18 protein-coding genes are annotated in these 18,765 nt (G+C 59.3%); 11 read left to right on the plus strand and 7 right to left on the minus strand.

What is annotated here, in order from left to right; translation table 11 throughout:
* Window positions 1–22: 22 nt before the first annotated feature.
* The 11 genes from bchC (at window position 23) to dxs (ending at window position 10,903) form a co-directional block, all read left to right on the plus strand.
* On the plus strand, window positions 23–964 hold the full coding sequence (bchC, locus tag MRY75_RS21535) for a chlorophyll synthesis pathway protein BchC (protein ID WP_292310074.1): 942 nt from the start codon (window positions 23–25) through the stop codon (window positions 962–964).
* Window positions 961–1,962 carry a chlorophyllide a reductase iron protein subunit X gene (locus MRY75_RS21540; RefSeq protein ID WP_292310076.1) on the plus strand — a complete coding sequence of 334 codons (1,002 nt, stop codon included), beginning with the start codon at window positions 961–963 and terminating at the stop codon, window positions 1,960–1,962. Before bchC ends, MRY75_RS21540 begins: the two co-directional genes overlap by 4 nt.
* A gap of 44 nt (window positions 1,963–2,006) precedes the next feature.
* Window positions 2,007–3,572, plus strand: coding sequence for a chlorophyllide a reductase subunit Y (gene bchY / locus MRY75_RS21545; protein ID WP_292310078.1), 1,566 nt, complete (start codon window positions 2,007–2,009; stop codon window positions 3,570–3,572).
* A complete protein-coding gene (gene bchZ / locus MRY75_RS21550) occupies window positions 3,572–5,038 on the plus strand; it encodes a chlorophyllide a reductase subunit Z (protein WP_292310080.1) in 1,467 nt (488 codons plus the stop codon). Before bchY ends, bchZ begins: the two co-directional genes overlap by 1 nt.
* Window positions 5,035–5,262, plus strand: coding sequence for a cytochrome PufQ (gene pufQ, locus MRY75_RS21555; RefSeq protein WP_085638376.1), 228 nt, complete (start codon window positions 5,035–5,037; stop codon window positions 5,260–5,262). Before bchZ ends, pufQ begins: the two co-directional genes overlap by 4 nt.
* Before the next feature lie 119 nt (window positions 5,263–5,381).
* Window positions 5,382–5,531: a light-harvesting antenna LH1, beta subunit gene (gene pufB / locus MRY75_RS21560; protein ID WP_072778079.1), complete on the plus strand. Its 150-nt coding sequence runs from the start codon at window positions 5,382–5,384 to the stop codon at window positions 5,529–5,531.
* A gap of 14 nt (window positions 5,532–5,545) precedes the next feature.
* Window positions 5,546–5,701 carry a light-harvesting antenna LH1, alpha subunit gene (gene pufA, locus MRY75_RS21565; RefSeq protein ID WP_085627475.1) on the plus strand — a complete coding sequence of 52 codons (156 nt, stop codon included), beginning with the start codon at window positions 5,546–5,548 and terminating at the stop codon, window positions 5,699–5,701.
* Between the two features lie 139 nt (window positions 5,702–5,840).
* Window positions 5,841–6,680 (plus strand): photosynthetic reaction center subunit L, encoded by an 840-nt coding sequence (gene pufL / locus MRY75_RS21570; protein WP_292310084.1) that lies wholly within the window; start codon window positions 5,841–5,843, stop codon window positions 6,678–6,680.
* 2 nt (window positions 6,681–6,682) lie between these two features.
* Window positions 6,683–7,666: a photosynthetic reaction center subunit M gene (gene pufM, locus MRY75_RS21575; protein WP_292310086.1), complete on the plus strand. Its 984-nt coding sequence runs from the start codon at window positions 6,683–6,685 to the stop codon at window positions 7,664–7,666.
* Window positions 7,667–7,668: 2 nt separating this feature from the next.
* Window positions 7,669–8,784, plus strand: a complete 1,116-nt coding sequence (pufC, locus tag MRY75_RS21580) for a photosynthetic reaction center cytochrome PufC (protein WP_292310088.1) — start codon at window positions 7,669–7,671, stop codon at window positions 8,782–8,784.
* Between the two features lie 193 nt (window positions 8,785–8,977).
* Entirely contained in the window at window positions 8,978–10,903 is a 1,926-nt protein-coding gene (dxs, locus tag MRY75_RS21585; RefSeq protein ID WP_292310090.1) for a 1-deoxy-D-xylulose-5-phosphate synthase, read from the plus strand.
* A 3-nt stretch (window positions 10,904–10,906) separates the two neighbouring features.
* Here the strand turns inward: dxs and MRY75_RS21590 are convergent, their stop codons facing one another.
* The 7 genes from MRY75_RS21590 to MRY75_RS21620 form a co-directional block, all read right to left on the minus strand.
* Window positions 10,907–12,304, minus strand: a complete 1,398-nt coding sequence (locus MRY75_RS21590; protein ID WP_292310092.1) for a DUF4214 domain-containing protein — start codon at window positions 12,302–12,304, stop codon at window positions 10,907–10,909.
* Window positions 12,305–12,392: 88 nt separating this feature from the next.
* Window positions 12,393–12,941 (minus strand): isopentenyl-diphosphate Delta-isomerase, encoded by a 549-nt coding sequence (idi, locus tag MRY75_RS21595; RefSeq protein ID WP_292310094.1) that lies wholly within the window; start codon window positions 12,939–12,941, stop codon window positions 12,393–12,395.
* A complete protein-coding gene (locus MRY75_RS21600) occupies window positions 12,938–14,122 on the minus strand; it encodes a geranylgeranyl diphosphate reductase (RefSeq protein WP_292310095.1) in 1,185 nt (394 codons plus the stop codon). The genes idi and MRY75_RS21600 overlap by 4 nt, the downstream gene beginning before the upstream one ends.
* 2 nt (window positions 14,123–14,124) lie before the next feature.
* Window positions 14,125–15,405 (minus strand): BCD family MFS transporter, encoded by a 1,281-nt coding sequence (locus tag MRY75_RS21605; protein ID WP_292310097.1) that lies wholly within the window; start codon window positions 15,403–15,405, stop codon window positions 14,125–14,127.
* The gene (gene chlG, locus MRY75_RS21610; protein ID WP_292310099.1) at window positions 15,405–16,310 is read right to left on the minus strand and encodes a chlorophyll synthase ChlG; all 906 of its coding nucleotides are present in this window, start codon (window positions 16,308–16,310) and stop codon (window positions 15,405–15,407) included. The genes MRY75_RS21605 and chlG overlap by 1 nt, the downstream gene beginning before the upstream one ends.
* 89 nt (window positions 16,311–16,399) lie before the next feature.
* Window positions 16,400–17,821 (minus strand): transcriptional regulator PpsR, encoded by a 1,422-nt coding sequence (gene ppsR / locus MRY75_RS21615; protein WP_292310101.1) that lies wholly within the window; start codon window positions 17,819–17,821, stop codon window positions 16,400–16,402.
* Window positions 17,821–18,606 carry a cobalamin-dependent protein gene (locus tag MRY75_RS21620; protein ID WP_292310103.1) on the minus strand — a complete coding sequence of 262 codons (786 nt, stop codon included), beginning with the start codon at window positions 18,604–18,606 and terminating at the stop codon, window positions 17,821–17,823. The genes ppsR and MRY75_RS21620 overlap by 1 nt, the downstream gene beginning before the upstream one ends.
* Window positions 18,607–18,765: the final 159 nt, after the last annotated feature.

The following is an 18,765-nucleotide window of genomic DNA, read 5'->3' on the forward strand; positions in this document are numbered from 1 at the left end:
CGCCAAAACGCAGGAGGTTGGGATGCAAACAAACGCCGTCGTGCTGAACGCACCAAAGACCCTTGCGCTGGAAATCGTTGAACTCAGCGATCCGGGTCCCGATGATCTTGTCGTCGACATTGCCCATTCAGGTATTTCCACGGGAACAGAAAAGCTGTTCTGGACCGGCGACATGCCTCCGTTTCCAGGCATGGGATATCCGCTGATCCCTGGCTACGAAGCTTCTGGCGAAGTGGTCGAGGCGGGATCGAACACTGGCTACAAGGTGGGTGACCACGTCTTCGTTCCCGGTGCGAACTGCTACAACGGTGTTTTTGGGCTTTTCGGCGGCGCAACGCGCCGTCTGATCACTGCGCAGGACCGTGTCACCCGAATTGATCCCACTCTAGGTGCGCAGGGTGCCTTGCTGGCACTTGCCGCAACAGCGCGTCATGCAATGGCCGGGCTAGATAAGGCGGTGCCTGATCTGATCGTCGGACACGGCGTTCTTGGTCGTCTGCTTGCGCGCCTCACCATTGCAGCTGGTGCACCTGCGCCGACTGTCTGGGAAATCAATCCTGATCGTGCAACCGGAGCCGATGGCTATGAAGTGATCCATCCGGACGATGACACGCGCCGCGACTACCGCTCGATCTACGATGCCAGCGGAAATGGCGGTCTTTTGAACGATCTCGTCGGGCGTATCGCCAAAGGGGGAGAGATCGTCTTGGCGGGGTTCTATACCCAGCCTCTGCAATTCGCTTTCCCGCCCGCGTTCATGAAAGAGGCGCGTTTCCGTGTCGCTGCAGAATGGGCGCGCGAAGACCTGACTGCGACCCGTACTCTGGTCGAAAACGGCGCCCTGAGCCTTGAGGGGCTCATCACACACCAAGCCGCGGCGGCTGATGCGCCGAATGCCTACCGTACTGCATTCGAAGACCCGGCCTGCCTGAAAATGATCCTCAATTGGGAGACGCCTTCGTGAAAGACGACGTTCCGAACCTCAAAGACTTCGACCAGCGCCTGCGCGACGAAGCCCACGAAGACCTCGCGGATGTGATCCCGGCAGAGGCCACCAAGAAAACACAGATCATCGCGATCTACGGCAAGGGCGGGATTGGCAAGTCCTTCACGCTGGCCAATCTCAGCCACATGATGGCCGAGCAGGGCAAGCGCGTGCTGCTGATCGGCTGTGATCCGAAATCCGACACCACGTCGCTGCTGTTCGGTGGCAAGGCTTGCCCGACGATCATCGAAACCTCGACCAAAAAGAAGCTGGCCGGGGAAGAGGTGAAGATCGGCGACGTCTGCTTCAAGCGTGGCGGTGTCTTCGCGATGGAGCTTGGGGGGCCCGAAGTGGGTCGCGGCTGCGGTGGTCGCGGGATCATTCACGGGTTCGAACTGCTCGAAAAGCTGGGCTTCCACGATTGGGATTTCGACTACGTCCTGCTCGATTTCCTGGGTGACGTGGTCTGTGGCGGCTTTGGCCTGCCGATTGCCCGCGACATGGCGCAGAAGGTGATCCTTGTCGGGTCGAACGACCTTCAGTCGCTTTATGTGGCGAACAACGTCTGCTCGGCGGTGGAGTATTTCCGCAAGCTGGGTGGCAACGTCGGTGTCGCCGGTCTGGTCATCAACAAGGATGACGGCTCGGGCGAGGCGCAGGCCTTTGCCGAAGCGGTGAACATCCCCGTGCTGGCGTCGATCCCACAGGATGACGATCTGCGCAAGAAATCCGCGAATTACCAGATCGTTGGAACCGCACAAAGCCAGTGGGGCGCGCTGTTCGCCGAATTGGGCATGAACGTCGCGGCGGCTCCGCCCGTGCGGCCCGCGCCGCTTAGCCAGGATGGTTTGCTTGAACTGTTTGACGGCTCCGAGACCGGGGCGGGTGTCGTGCTCGAACCGGCAACTGACACGGATATGCGCGGCAAGAACGCGGCACCGCAGGACTCTTTGGAAGTGATTTACGACGACGCGTGACGGTTAGCCCCCGGAGCGCCCTTGGGAACGAAAGCAGAAGACACGTGACGAACGAAGCAACATACGACGAGACGGCAGAGGTTGAAGTGATCCGTGGGGAACCACGGGTCGACGCCCCCGATGCGCCCGTGCTGGCGGATGGGCTGGGGTGTCACTCTGGATCCGAAATGGAAAAGGCGGCACGCCTCGCCGGCAATTCCGACATGCTCGACCAGTTCGCGAAGGACTATCCGAAAGGTCCGCATGACCAACCCCAAAGCATGTGCCCCGCCTTTGGGTCGTTGCGTGTCGGTTTGCGGATGAAGCGGGTTGCGACGGTTCTGTCCGGGTCGGCCTGCTGTGTCTATGGCCTGACCTTCGTGTCGCATTTCTACGGTGCCCGTCGGTCGGTCGGGTACGTTCCGTTCAATTCCGAAACGCTTGTCACCGGTAAACTTTACGAGGACATCCGCGAGAGCGTGCATGAAATGGCCGATCCCGAGCGGTTCGATGCCATCGTCGTCACCAACCTCTGTGTGCCGACCGCATCCGGCGTCCCGCTCCGGTTGCTTCCGAAAGAGATCAACGGCGTGCGGATCGTCGGCATTGACGTTCCGGGCTTTGGCATTCCGACCCACGCCGAGGCGAAAGACGTGCTTGCCGGTGCGATGCTCAACTACGCCCGCGAAGAGATCAAAGCCGGTCCTGTGCAAGCGCCTGCTGGCGGAAAATCGGATCGTCCGACAATCGCGCTTTTGGGCGAGATGTTCCCGGCTGACCCGATGATGATCGGCGCGATGCTGGCACCGTTGGGTCTGGCCGCTGGTCCGGTTGTGCCCTGCCGCGAATGGCGGGAACTCTATGCTGCTTTGGACTGTGGTGTCGTCGCCGCAATTCACCCATTCTATACCGCCGCGATCCGTGAATTCGAGGCTGCGGGTCGGTCGATTGTCGGATCGGCCCCTGTTGGCCACGATGGCACTGCGGCATGGCTTGCTGCGATTGGGGATGCGTACAACGTCCCGGCTGCGCAGATCGCAGCGGCGCAAAACGCATTTCTGCCTGCAATCAAGGGCGCTTTGGCCACGACGCCGATCAAAGGCACGATCACTCTGTCGGGCTATGAAGGGTCTGAACTTCTCGTCGCTCGTCTGTTGGTCGAAAGCGGCGCGGACCTCCGTTATGTCGGCACCGCCTGTCCGCGCACGAAATGGTCGGAACCCGACCGTGAATGGCTTGAAAACAAGGGCATCAAGGTCACCTATCGCGCCTCGCTTGAAGACGATTGTGCGGCTATGGAGGCGGTAAAGCCTGATCTCGCCATCGGCACGACACCGGTTGTGCAGAAGGCCAAGGAAATGGGCATTCCTGGTCTCTACTACACCAACCTGATTTCCGCGCGTCCCCTGATGGGTCCCGCGGGCGCTGGATCGTTGGCCGAAGTGATCAATGCCGCCATCGCGGGCAAGACCCGCATGGATGACATGAAGGCCTTCTTCGAAGGTGTAGGCACCGGCGACACTGCAGGCGTTTGGGAGAAATCCCCGAACCTGCGTCCCGATTTCCGCGCACAGCATCAGAAGAAGCTCGACAAACAGGCGCGTGCCGCCAAAGCGCAGGAGATGATCTGATGCTCATTCAAGATCACGACCGCGCGGGTGGATATTGGGGGGCGGTGTACGCCTTTACAGCCGTCAAAGGATTGCAAGTTGTCATCGATGGCCCGGTCGGATGTGAAAACCTGCCGGTGACGTCGGTTTTGCATTATACAGATGCGCTTCCGCCGCATGAGCTCCCTATCGTGGTGACTGGCCTCGGTGAGGAGGAGCTGGGTCGAGAGGGGACCGAGGGGGCTATGAAACGCGCCTGGGGTGTGCTTGACCCAGCTCTGCCGGCGGTTGTTGTCACGGGCTCGATTGCCGAGATGATCGGTGGCGGGGTGACGCCGATGGGCACGAACCTGCAACGGTTCCTGCCGCGCACGATCGACGAGGATCAGTGGGAAAGCGCGGATCGCGCGATGACGTGGATCTTCACGGAATTCGGCATGACCAAAGGCCGGATGCCGCCCGAGAAGAAACGCGAAGAGGGCGCAAAGCCGCGCGTGAATATCCTTGGGCCAATGTACGGCACCTTCAACATGCCAAGCGACCTGGCCGAGATCCGGCGTTTGGTCGAAGGCATCGGAGCCGAGGTCAACATGGTGATGCCGCTGGGCAGCCATCTGGCCGAGATGCGGAACCTCGTGAACGCGGATGTGAACATCTGCATGTATCGCGAGTTCGGTCGCGGTCTCGCGGAATGCCTTGGAAAGCCTTACCTGCAAGCGCCGATTGGCATGGATTCGACCACCAAGTTCCTGCGCAAGCTGGGCGAGTTGCTGGGCCTCGATGCCGAACCTTTCATCGAACAGGAAAAGCACTCCACGCTGAAACCTGTCTGGGATCTCTGGCGATCCGTGACGCAGGATTTTTTCGCAACGGCATCTTTCGGGATCGTGGCGAATGAGACCTATGCGCGCGGCATCCGCAACTATCTCGAGTCCGATCTTGGCCTGCCTTGTGCCTTCGCGGTGGCGCGTGTGGCCGGAAGGAAAACGAACAATGAAGAAGTTCGTTCCTTCATCCACACGAAAAGACCCCTGGTCGTGATGGGGTCAATCAATGAAAAGATGTACCTGGCCGAAATGAAGGCCGGGCATGGACCGCAGCCGACATTCATTCCGGCCAGCTTTCCCGGTGCCGCGATCCGTCGCCATACCGGAACGCCGATGATGGGCTATGCGGGCGCGACCTATCTTCTTCAGGAAGTCTGCAACGGCTTGTTCGACGCCCTGTTCCATATCCTGCCTTTGGGCAGCGAAATGGACAAGGCCGAGTCGACCCTGACCCCACTGCGCCGCGACTTTCCGTGGGATGCCGATGCCCAGTCCGAACTTGACCGGATCGTCGCACAGCACCCCGTTCTGACCCGTATTTCAGCCGCCAAGAACCTGCGCGACGCCGCAGAGGCCGCGGCCCTGAAACAAGGCGCTGAACGTGTCGTCTTCGAGACTGTTCACGCTCTTGCTCAAACCCAAGGAGGACCGACCACATGACGGATTTCACCTCTTCAGACACGCGCTCTCACAAGCACGGTCACACAAAACGCGGAACCGAGTTCCTGGTCTATTTCAGCATCATCTTCGTGGTCGCGATCCCGTTCGCAACCGTGATCTGGATGCTTGAAGTGTTCCAGAAGCAGACGCTCAACATGCGAGGCCCACTGGCGCGCGCATGGTGCGAAGCGGATCGGATCACGCCACTGATTTTCTCAGCCTGAAAAGGTTGGGGGAGCGAGACTGTCCGCCCGGCGGGGTGGACAGGACCTGAGGGGTTTCGGCCCTGATGGACCCGGCCGCAGGGAGTGCGGCGTCAGCATAACGTTCCGGAGGAAAGTTCATGGCTGATAATACCGACCTGTCCTTCACAGGTCTTACTGACGAGCAGGCCCAGGAGCTGCATTCCGTCTACATGAGCGGCCTTTGGCTGTTCTCGGCGGTTGCAGTGGTTGCACACCTTGCAACCTTCATCTGGCGCCCGTGGTTCTGAGGAAGGATTAGAAAATGGCAAAGTTCTACAAGATCTGGCTCATCTTTGATCCGCGTCGCGTGTTTGTCGCGCAAGGCGTGTTCCTCTTCCTGCTGGCTGCAATGATTCACCTCGTGGTGCTGTCCAACGGCATCAACTGGTTCGAAACCGCAGCAGCCGCTGGCATGTAAATGCTCGCGAGCTCGGAAGAGCTCAAAAGATCGCTGCGGGCGGAGCCCGGTTCCGGACCGCCCGCGGCAAAACGAATGACTGAAACATGACGGCTGCGTTCCTCTTCGGGGCATGCCGGCAAACGCGGAGATAAAGAAGATGGCGCTGCTCAGCTTCGAAAAAAAGTATCGCGTCCGCGGAGGGACGCTGATCGGCGGCGATCTGTTCGACTTCTGGGTAGGGCCTTTCTATGTGGGCTTTTTCGGGGTCACGACCGCCTTTTTCGCTCTGCTCGGCACGATCCTCATTCTGTGGGGAGCGGCCGATCAAGGCACTTTCAATCCATGGCTCATCAACATTGCGCCGCCTGACCTGAGTTACGGTCTGGGCATGGCGCCGCTGATGGAAGGCGGGCTCTGGCAGATCATCACGATCTGTGCGGTCGGCGCTTTCGTCAGTTGGGCGCTGCGCGAGGTCGAGATTTGCCGCAAGCTGGGGATCGGGTACCACGTGCCTTTCGCCTTCAGCTTCGCGATCTTTGCCTATGTGACGCTTGTTGTCTTCCGCCCGCTTCTGATGGGCGCATGGGGCCACGGTTTCCCGTACGGGATCTTCAGCCACCTCGACTGGGTGTCGAACACCGGCTACGCCTACCTGCACTTCCATTACAACCCGGCCCACATGATCGCGGTGACGTTCTTCTTCACCACGACCCTGGCGCTTGCGTTGCACGGCGGTCTGATCCTGTCGGCTGCAAACCCTGAAAAGGGTGAAGAAATGAGAACCCCCGATCACGAAGACACGTTCTTCCGCGATTTCATCGGCTACTCGGTCGGTACCCTTGGTATCCATCGCGTTGGTCTGTTGCTCGCTCTGAACGCCGGGTTCTGGTCCGCGATCTGTATCATCATCTCTGGCCCCGTCTGGACGAAGGGCTGGCCCGAGTGGTGGAACTGGTGGCTCGAACTGCCCATCTGGGGCGTGAATGTGGGGATGTAACCATGGCCGAGTATCAGAACATTTTCACACAGGTCCAGGTTCAGGGAAAACCTGAATGGGGCATGGCGACCGAGAACGCCGACTATGAACGCACACGCAAGGCCGGTTTCTCGACCCTGATCGGCTGGATCGGCAACGCACAGCTTGGCCCTGTCTGGCTGGGTTGGACCGGGATGGTGTCTCTTGCGACAGGTATCCTTGCGCTGAACATCATCGGGTTGAACATGCTGGCGCAGGTTGGCTGGTCGATCCCCGAGTTCATCCGCCAGCTTTTCTGGCTGGCACTCGAACCGCCAAGCCCCGAATACGGGCTGAGCTTCCCGCCGCTTCAGGATGGTGGCTGGTACATCATCGCAAGCTTCTTCCTGCTGATTTCGGTGATGAGCTGGTGGGCCAGAACCTATCTTCTGGCGATGGAACACAAGATGGGCAAACACGTCTTCTGGGCGTTCGGCTCGGCCATCTGGCTGTTCCTGGTCCTGGGCCTTTTCCGTCCGATCCTCATGGGATCGTGGTCAGAGGCGGTGCCTTACGGGATCTTTCCGCACCTTGACTGGACCACGGCCTTCTCGATCCGCTACGGCAACCTGTATTACAACCCGTTCCACGCGCTTTCGATCGTGTTCCTCTATGGCTCCGTTCTGCTTTTCGCGATGCACGGCGCGACCATTCTGGCGGTGACCCGTTACGGCGGCGACCGCGAGTTGGAACAGATCGTCGACCGTGGCACGGCCACCGAACGGGCGGCTCTATTCTGGCGCTGGACGATGGGCTTCAACGCCACGATGGAAGGCATTCACCGCTGGGCATGGTGGTTCGCGGTACTGACCCCGATCACGGGCGGCATCGGGATCCTTCTGACCGGCACCGTGGTGGACAACTGGTTCATCTGGGCACAGGAGCATCACTTCGCTCCGATGTATGACGGCTCTTACGGGTACGAAGCCTACGGTTCCTACGAAACCTTTATTGGACAGGAGAACTGATTATGCTTCCGATGTGGTTCAATAAATGGAACCGGGAGAACCCGACCAATATCTATGGTCCGGCGATCCTCGTAGGCGCCGCGGGGGTTGCTGTGACAGTCGCAGCCTTCCTCGTGGTGGTCGGCCAGCCCTTCAAGACCGAAAGCCTGCAATCCGGTCCGCGTGGAACGGGAATGTCACGCCCGGAATTCGTGACCGAGGTTCGGACACCTGATCCGACCATCGAGGTCATGTATTCCGAGGCACCGTATATCCCGGAAGGTGGAGAACCCCTTGCACGGGACATCTACCAGAATGTTCAGGTCCTGGGCGATCTGACCGAGGACAACTTCAATCGTGTCATGCTCGCCATGACCGATTGGGTCGCCCCGGAACAGGGATGTGCCTATTGTCACGGAGACGTGGCGGTCGAGGAATACGGCAATGACGATCTTTATACCAAGGTCGTTGCACGCCGGATGATCCAGATGACCCAGACGATCAACGAAGGCTGGGACGGCCATGTCAACGCGAACAAGCAGGTTGGCGTGACATGCTATACCTGCCACCGTGGTCAGAACGTTCCCTCCGACATCTGGTTCAAGATGGGCGCGGTCAACGAAGCGGCTGGCGGCTGGGCGGCGGTGCAAAACCGCGTGACGGTTCAAAGCCAGTACACGTCGCTTCCCTCGGACGCGTTGGAAACCTTCCTGCTCGACTATGGCCGGATCGGCGTTCACAACCTTGAATCCCACGTGGCCGAATATCCCAGCCAGGACGGCGTGACCACCTGGCAGGATACGGAGCGGACATTCAGCTTGATGAACTACGTGTCCAATTCTCTGGGTGTGAACTGCGTGTTCTGTCACAACAGCCGCGCGTTCTACGACCCCGAGCAGGTGACTCCGCAATGGGCCACCGAACAGCTGGGTATCGGCATGGTTCAGGAAATCAACAACGAGTATCTCGTACCGCTTGAGGACGTTTATCCGCCGGAACGCCTTGGCCCGGTCTTTGCCGATGCGCCGAAAGCCGCCTGCAAAACCTGCCACAAGGGTTACCAACAGCCGCTGCAAGGGACGAATGTCATTGCTGACTGGCCCGAGCTCGCAACGACAGGTGCACCTGTCTACGAATGATCGGCTCCGGGCGGTCCGCCGCCCCTGCCATCGCCAGATCCGGTCTTGCCAGGTTCCCAAAATGCAAGACCGGATGCGGGGCCTCAACACCCCGGTTCCCTTCCTGTTGGCTACAGGAACTGGCGTCACGTTTCTAGGCACCCCCTGGCAAACGTGACGCCTTTCTTCCCTCTGTCCCCGAGGAGACTGCCCCATGACACATTCCCTGACCCCCACTCTCGACCGCGTCGCCGGCCCTGCCGATCTGCGCAGTATGGACGACGCAACACTGACGAAGGTTGCGAACGAGCTTCGATCCGAGGTGATCTCGGCAGTGGCACAAACGGGTGGACATCTCGGATCGAGCCTTGGTGTCGTCGAACTGTCCGTGGCAATACATGCGGTGTTCAACACTCCGATGGACAAGCTGATCTGGGACGTTGGGCACCAATGCTATCCGCACAAGATTCTCACCGGACGCCGTGGCCGAATGACGACGCTTCGTCAAAAGGACGGCCTGTCCGGTTTCACCAAGCGCAGCGAGTCCGAATATGATCCCTTCGGTGCGGCGCATTCCTCGACATCCATTTCCGCCGCGCTGGGCTTTGCAGTTGGACGCGACATGGGGCGACCGACCGGAGATGCGATTGCGGTGATCGGTGACGGTTCCATCAGCGCGGGCATGGCCTATGAGGCGATGAACAATGCGGGTCACGAAGGACGCCGCCTGTTCGTCATCCTCAATGACAACGAGATGAGCATCGCGCCCCCGGTCGGAGCGATGTCCTCTTATCTCAGCCGCATGTACGCCAACGAACCCCTGGCCAAGGTCAAATCGCTGGCCGAGGGTTTCGAGGCCGCTTTGCCCGCTCCGATGCGCGAAGGAGCCAAGCGCGCCCGACAACTGGTTACCGGGCATCTGCAGGGCTCCGGCACGTTGTTCGAGGAACTGGGATTCGAATATATCGGCCCCATCAATGGTCATGACATGGGCCAGCTTCTTCCGGTGCTCCGCGCGGCGCGCGCCAGGGCGACTGGCCCGGTGCTGATCCATTGCTGTACCGTCAAGGGCAAGGGCTATGCGCCGGCTGAAAACAGCGCCGACAAGTATCACGGTGTGGCGAAATTCGACGTGGCCTCGGGCACGCAGGCCAAGTCGAAACCCAACGCACCCAGCTATACCAAGGTGTTTGGCGACACCCTGACCGACGAAGCAGCCCGCGATCCGAATATCGTCGGCGTCACGGCCGCCATGCCCGGTGGCACCGGGATCGACATCCTCGCCAATCGATTTCCCTCCCGCGTCTTCGATGTAGGTATTGCGGAACAGCATGCGGTCACCTTTTCTGCCGCGATGGCGGCATCAGGTTTGAAACCGTTCTGTGCGATTTATTCGACATTCCTGCAGCGCGGGTATGACCAGGTCGTGCATGACGTGGCCTTGCAGAACCTGCCGGTGCGTTTTGCCATCGACAGGGCCGGTCTTGTCGGTGCAGATGGCGCGACGCATGCCGGTGCATTCGATGTCGGCTATCTGGTCACGCTGCCGAACATGACGGTTATGGCCGCAGCAGACGAAGCCGAGCTCATTCATATGGTAGCAACCGCTGTGGCACATGACAGCGGTCCCATCGCCTTCCGCTATCCACGTGGGTCTGGAAACGGTGTCGCAATGCCGGAGCGGGGAGAGATTCTAGAGATCGGAAAAGGCCGGGTTCTGCAGGAAGGCAAAGATGTCGCGTTCCTGAGTTTTGGTGCTCATCTTGCCGAGGTGGAAGCGGCCACTCGTCTTCTTGAGAAGGACGGTCTGAGTGTGACCATCGCGGATGCCCGCTTTGCCAAGCCGCTCGACATCGACCTTATCCTTCGCCTCGCCCGCACACATGACGCGTTGATCACGGTCGAGCAGGGCGCGCGTGGCGGTTTTGGAGCGATGGTACTGCACGAGTTGGCAGATCGTGGCGCATTGGATCAGGGTCTGAAGATTCGGACCGTGACCCTGCCGGATCGCTTTATCGATCAGGCCTCGCCCGACGAAATGTATGCCGATGCCGGGATGACGCGCTTTGATCTTTACAAGATGGCCGTCTCCCTGACCTCGGCAGATGGAAAGGTCGTGCCGCTCAGCAAGGGTGCCTGAGCGTCACAACCAATCCAGTGCATCGTCGACAAGCCCGACAACGCTCATTGTGAACTCTGACCCCTGTGCCGTGTCCACAAGCGCGGCATGGTCATCAATTAGATCCCGCGCGTCGATCACCGAAGCAATGGTCCCGTCAAAGGTTTGCATCACGGTGTTGGCGATGCTCACGTTGTTAAGCCCGTTGACCACAGCGTAATAGGCACCAATCTCGGCCTTGGTTTCAAGATAGCGTGCATCTGCCGCGCTGCCTGTGGCGGCTTTGGCGCCATCCAGCATGGCAAGGATGAATTCCGAGCGTTCGACCGCACCACTGTCGAGAATGTCGGTCCAGTATGTGAAGCCCGTTGCATCCGGCGCGCGCCCCAGGATGTTGGAATAAACTGCGGTGACGAAATCACCGGTGCTGCTTGATGCGCCGTAGAGCGCTTGGGTTTCCGGCTGATCGAAGAACAGGCGGGCGATGTCGGTCATCGACATGCCGTCGGCCAGCGCTGATCCCCAGAAGAGCAGACCCATCGAATCCGGCGCGCGGTTGAAATAGGCGACATAGAGCTCGCAGAAGGCCAGCATGTCGGCATCGGTCAACGTGCTGACGTTGGTAAAGCGGCTCAGTTCGAACGGGGTGCCGTCGAATTCGAGCACTTCGATACTGTTGAGCGTGTCCGTGCCATCACCACCGCTGCGGTCCTCGATCACGATGGACCCGTTGCTGATCGTCAGCCCATAATTGACCATGTCGCTCATGTAGACAGCGGTGTCCGTCCCACCTTGGCCGGACAGGATATCGTTGCCGCCGGACCCGGTGATCCGATCATCCTGATCCGTTCCAACGATGTTTTCGGCATTTGCCGTGCCTACCAGAACACCGGATGTGTCGGGAGCCGGATCCACAGAGGCGGGAACCTGCGTGACAGGGGCAATGATGTCCGGAGTAGTCTCTCCGCCCGTCATGGCAAAGTTCTGCGTGACCATAACGGAATAATACTTGCCGGACCCGTAATCATAGGTGCCGGTCTGGATGCCGATGCCGACGACTTCCAGCTCGGGCATGAGGATGTTTTCACGATGGCCCGGACTGTTCATCAGTGCGATGTGCAGGTCATACACATCATCGAACAGGCCTTCAGCGCCGCGTTCGCTTTGAGCGGCGATATTTTCGGCGGTGCGCCATGAGCCCGAAAGATCGAACCCTTCGGCTGTCATACGTTGTGTCGGTGTGGAACCGCCCACACCGGTATGACTAAAGACGTTGTTTTCGAGCATCCACAAGGAATGCGCATCAGCGGACGCGTTCAAGACCTTGTCGAGAACCAGTGCGTTCAAGCCACGGCTTGTCCGTTCCTCGTTCACGAGATCCAACATGTACCGCTCCAGATCACTGGCGGTGGCAGCAGACATCTCAAACTCCCCAGTTCGAGCCCCACTTAAACCTTTACGGAGCAACTGGGGCCAGAATTAGGGTCGAATGTGTTTAAAATTGGCTGGGTTAAGCCGACTGCACGCAGGAAATCGCCAGCTTTCCGAAGATTTGTGGCGCGTATGTGTCGAGATATATGCGTAACCAGGGTGTGAAGCGGGAGGGGTCGTTAACCACTTCCTTCACCAAATCGCCATAGCGTACCCATCGCGTCGCCATGACTTCGTCCGAATTGAGAACAATCTTCGGGGCTGTTTCAACCTCAGCAACAAAAATATCGACCACCTCGTGTTCGATAAGGCCACCGCCGACATCGGCGCGGTATTCCACTCGATCCCGGTAATCGAGTGTCAAACCCGTGATCCCCAACTCTTCCTTCAGCCGACGATTCGCACAATCCAGACTGCTTTCCTTCCAGTTTGGATGCGTGCAGCAGGTGTTCGCCCACAGTCCGGGCGTATGATACTTTCCCATTGCGCGCCGCTGGAGCAGGATTTCATCCCCGCGCAGGACAAACACCGAGATGGCTTTGTGCTTGAGCCCACGGATATGGGCATCCAGCTTTTCCACAGGTTCGAGTGTGTCGCCTCGCCAGGCGGGGATGAGAGTCTGGGTCATACATGTGTCTCCCGCACCAGTCCCAGCAGGTGGCGCGCGTTCTTGAAGCCGATCTTCAGATGCGCCATGGGCCGCGCCTTCACGAGTTTCTTGTTCATATACGCTTCAAAGGTCAGCTTTTGAACATCGACATCGTGACAGAGCGAGACAAAGCGTTCGCGGCGCGAGTCGCTCTTGTAATAGGCGTCCTGCATCTGGCCCAGAACGCGGAACACGGTCTTGTGCTCTTTCATGAAGAGACGACGTGCCAGTGCCAGGTCGGTGATCCGTCCGGATTTGAGCGTCGCGGCACAGGCCGTCGCGGCAAACCGTCCGCAGATCATCGCATAGTAGATTCCTTCGCCGCTCGATGGTGCCACGACACCGGCGGCATCACCGGCCAGGACCACGTCGCGGGCATTGTCCCAGAAGCGCAGCGGCTTCAGCGGGATTGGTGCGCCTTCCTTGCGGAGTGTTTCGCAGTCGGCAAGTCCAGAGGCCTGACGCAGCGCAGCCGTTGCTTCCTTGAGGTTCACGCTTTGAATATAGGTGCCCATGCCGACGGAAGTGGTGCCACCGTGTGGGAAGACCCAGCCGTAGAAATCCGGGCTGATTGCGCCGTCATAGATCACGTCGCAGCGCATCGGATCGTACACATCGTTCTTTTCCGGCGCGGCGATGATCTCGTGATAGGCGAACACCAACGGGACCTTGTCACCACCGGGTATCTCGTCGCGGGCCACGCGGGAATTGGCACCGTCGGCCCCGATGATCAGGCGCGTTTCCAAAGACCGCTCTTCGCCGGTCTCCTTGTCGCGGTAAACCACCCAGCGTTTCTTCGCGGGTTTGTCCCGTTCGATCCGTACGAATGTTCCGGTGAACCGTTCGGCCCCGGCGGCTTCGGCACGGGCCCGCAGGAAAGGGTCGAAATCCTTGCGGTCGACCATGCCGACGAAGCCGTTTTCGATCGGGATGTCCACATGACGCCCCGTCGGAGAGATCATCCGCGCGGTATTTACCTTGGCGACCAGTTGCTCTTCGCCGATGTCAAAATCCTGCATCAGCCGCGGAGGGATGGCTCCTCCACAGGGTTTGATCCGGCCTTCCCTGTCGAGCAGAGCAACCCGGTGCCCGGAGCGTGCCAGATCCTCGGCTGCGGTTGCACCGGATGGGCCACCGCCCACAACAACGACATCATACATGGTCACTCTCCTGCGATCAGTTCGGCTTGTGCGGGGCTGCCTTCCATGATGCGTAACGCCATGACGGCGGCGCACAGGAACAACCCGGCTTCAAAAACAAAGACGGTCCCGAAAGCGGGCGCGTCGGTGGTCAAAGTGCGCATGATGTCGGCAGCAGCAGCCCCGGTCAGGCCACCAAAGCCCGCCGCAATGGCCTGTGCGGCCCCCCAAAGACCCATACGTGTGCCTTCGCGCTTTTCCCGGCCTTCGCCCGCCAGCGCCATCATCGAGCCGATGGCGGCGACGGCAAACGCGCCATTGAAGAAGCCAAGGGCAAATACGGCAGGCAAAAGCGTCTGGGGCAGGGCGTATCCGCCCAGAATGGCGATCACACACAGGCTTGCCGCCGATCCAAGACAGCCGCCGATCACCCAGTTCCGCAGACAGCCAAAGCGCAGCGCGGTCGCAGCGATGCCGACGGTCAGCATGCCAAGGAAGACACCGCCGTTCTGGATGCCTGAAAGTGTGGTGCTTTCACCGGGGGTGAAGCCAAAAACCAGACCGGCATAGGGTTCAAGGATCAATTCCTGCATGAAATAGGCCGTCATGGACAGGAAGACGAAAATCGTGAAGAGCCGGGCCTTGGGTTCGGCCCAAACCTCGGCCAGCCCCTCGCGGAAGGGCACGGGATCCGGTTCAGGCGCTGCTTCAACACCGCGTTCAATGCGCCAGGTGGCAAGCACCGTGATGGCGAGCGCAGCCAAGGCGACGCCAGAGACCACTTCAATCAGAATGGCTGGCGTATAGGGGTCGAGCAATTGACCGACGACACCGGCGGTCATGGCGATGCCGAAAATCATCATCAGCCAAGTGATCGTGGCCGCAGCTGCCCGGCGATGCGGTGCTGTTGCCGTTGCGAGCAGAGCGAGAACCGATGTTCCAGCTGCACCGGCACCCAAACCGATCAGCGCATAGGCGACAATCGACATGGCCAGTCCGACCGCATAGCTATTTGCCATTTCGACGACACCCAAAGCCGCCAGAACACCGCCAGCGGCAAGGATCAGCATGCCCCGAAGAATCCAGCGCGTTCGGTTCCCGCCTTTGTCGGACAGGAAGCCCCAATTCGGGCGCGTGATCTGGATACCATAGTGCAGCGCAACCAGCATGCCCGGCAGGACGGCGGGAAGGGCAAGTTCGACGACCATCAGGCGGTTCAACGTGGATGTCGTCAGGACAACGATGGCCCCGAGTGCCATCTGTACGAGGCCCAGTCGAACGATGGCGAGCCAGCCCAGCGTCATCAGAGAGCCCCCATCGCGCGCAGGGCGAAGGCCGAGACCATCATGCCGGAAACATACATCAGCACACCGGTCGCGTTGTACCAGGGCGCTTTTGCCTTGGGGTCCTTGAGCATAACGGACATGGCCCAAAGTTGACCAAGCAACAGTATGAGAACGATGGCCGCTTGGGTGGATTGTCCCCATTTGGCCAATGCGAGAATGACGAAGATCTGCGGAACAATCATGACCAGACAGGCGACCTTGGCTGCCTTTTCCGGACCAAGTGTGACGGGAAGGGAATTGACGCCCATCTGTGCGTCCCCCTCAAGCGCTTTGAAATCGTTCAGGGTCATGATCCCATGTGCGCCGATTCCATAGAGCAGCGCGATCAGGATGATAGGACCTGAAGGCAGCGTCTGACTGAGAACCGCCGCGCCCGTGAACCAGGGAAGCGATTCGTAGGAGAGGCCGACAAGACCCGGCCCAAACCAACCGGACCTTTTCAGGCGGATCGGTTCGACCGAATAGGCCCATGCCGCAATCACGCCGACCACGGTCGCGATAAATCCCCATGTCCCAAGCAATGCACCCAGCGCAAGCGACAGGGCGGACATCGCAAGTGCGATCCACAATCCCCAACGACCGGGAATGCGGCCCGAAGGAATCGGCCGATCCGGCTCGTTGATGGCATCCACATGGCGGTCGCACCAATCGTTGGCGGCCTGGCTCATGCCGCAGACCACCGGACCGGCAAGGATAACCCCGACGATCAGGAGGCCTAGATGTTCCGTGATGGCCACACCCGAGGCCACGGCCCCGCACGCATAGGCCCACATCGGCGGGAACCATGTGACGGGTTTGATCAGCTCCAGCATGGCCGAAGGGGCAGGGTAGCGATCTTGGTGTAAACTTACGCTGACAGTCATGTGTCAACTAAACACGACAAATCGATTCACATCAAGCGAAAGAGAGGGGCCAAGAGGAATTGAGGCGGCCTAATGACGCTGTTTAGGCGTTATTCGCCATCGCCGTCTTTGTTGAGCAAGCCGTACTTACGCAGCTTCACATAAAGGCTCTGCCGTGACAGGCCCAGCATCTCTGCAGCAGCCACACGGTTGTTCCGTGTCAGGCTGACGGCGGTTTCGATGCACATCTTCTCGACTACGTCGGTGGTTTCCGAAACGATTTCCTTGAGCGTCGCGGACCCGACCAACTCCATCACGTTGCGGCTGGATTCCTCGGATGTCTGCAGCGGTGCCTTGCGCATCGCATCGACCCGACTGATGTCACGAATGACAAAACCCAATGTCGGCTCATTACGCTCTTCGAAGAAGGTCACGGACATTTCGACAGGTGTCTTGGCGCCGAAATCGTTCAGCAGTTTGGTCGAGTACATTCGCATCTGTCCGGTGCGACGGGCGTTTTCGACCAGTACGCTCATGTCAATCTGACCGCGCCCCAGGAAATCGGCCAAGCTTCGGCCACGTACATCAACAGCATGTGCGGCATCGACCAGATCAAGGAACGCGTCGTTGCACGCCTCGATGATCCCGGTTGCCGTGGTGAAGACAAAGGCATCCGCCCCTTTTTCGAAAACGGCAGCAAGGTTGCTGGACAGGTTGTCGAAGCGCGCGGCGGCTTCGTCAGCGGTTGACAGGCGACAAATCAGGATGCGTTCGCCAGCAGCACGGAAAACCTGTGGAGTGATCATCACCCGCTGACGGCCGCGGCGCGATTGCACCTCCACGCCGGCATTGCTTTCCGAGATCGAGGCGTTGATGAGCGCTTCGGTGAATTCTTCTGGGCGTTTGTCCCTGAATTCCTGCGCGAAGGACGACCCGATCAGATCATCGCGGCTGGATTGAAGCAGTGATGCGGCCGGATCGTTCAGGTCTTTTATCTTGCCGTCATTGACGGACACGAACACGATGGCGTCGCGGACCGTGCGCAACAACAGACGATACCGCGCATCGAATTCGCGACGCGCCTCGTAGCCCTGTTCCAGCGACATCTGCGCCTGAACCAACTGTTGTTGTGTTTCGGCAATCGGGCGCAAGTCACGCCCCAACATGAGGAAAGACCCATCCGAGCCGAAGGGATGGAAGCTGTACCGCACGGGAAACTCCCAGACGGCATTGTCCGTATGGTTCAGCTCGACGGAACGTGACGGTGTCTCGCCCTTTTCCATCGCTTGCATGACAGCTTCGATCTTGGGACGGCTCTCCTTGGTGAGGAAATCCTTGAGCGGTCGTCCCTCCCAATGTCCCAATTTGCCAAAGGACGTTTCATTCGGGTTGATCAGGACAGAAAGCACCTTGCCGTTCCGTGACACGACAAGAGCGATGTCGGACGCAACGGTAATGATGCTCGACAAGACCTCTGCGTCGATAAGGGGAACGGAGCCGCTGCTCCAGAAACTGGACCCACCCGTGTTCATTACCGCGTCAAAGACCTGTTTCTGGATTTGTTCTTTTCGCACAGCTTCAGTGCAACCTTCACATCGTTTGTCACCAGATCGACGTCAGTCTTTTCTTTAACACCGTCCGCTAGGTTCAGAACGATTCCTCCGAGAACGAGCGGCGGGGGCGACAAGACACCGGTTCTAATGCGTTTAACCAACTTTGCGATTGATGCAAGCGCGTCGGGACGTGAGCCCGAAAACAGAACCATGTCGTAGCTTTCTTCCGACAGTGCTTGCAGGATCGTATCATCGCGCGCGCCAAACAGGATTCGGACCGACGCACCGGCACGGCGCATCTGAGCGGTGGCCACATGTGGGCCGAGCGTATGGCTGTCATTGCCCTGCAGAAGCAAGAGCACGTTGATCCCGTTGGCGATCTCGGTCGGCTTAGCGGCCCAAGGGGGTGCCAGCATGGTCAGCAGTCCCTGCAGACGCGCTGTGGCAATCGTCACCTTGGCAAAGCCGATCACATCTTCTGACCACATCCGCCCCATTTCGCGGGCGGCCTGCGGGATATAAATATCGACGATCTGGTCCGCGCTGATCCTGCGATCCTTGAGATCGTCAAGAAGAGCCTCGGCGTTGAACGCGCCCGGTTGAAGAGCGACGTCCACAAGTTTCTGGACCACGCTGCTGCGGATGGTCTGCGCGCCCTCTTCTCCCTTGTCGCTTAGAACCGACAGAACGGTCGACGCCAGAGCCGAGATATCAAGCCGGTTCTCGTCTGGGGATGTTCGGTCGTCGGTATGGTCGTTTGCCATTGTCAAACCCTCGTAACCGATGCTGCACGACACATGTCAAGCATATCAGACATCTACAGTCTCTGATTCTTGGCGCTTAATGTCAAAGATAATTGACAGTGGCGCTTGTTAAGCATTCATTTCAAGGCGCTATAGACGAAAAAACCCATAAGAAAAAAG

It is taken from the genome of Marivita sp., from assembly GCF_022763305.1.
GTDB lineage: Bacteria > Pseudomonadota > Alphaproteobacteria > Rhodobacterales > Rhodobacteraceae > Marivita.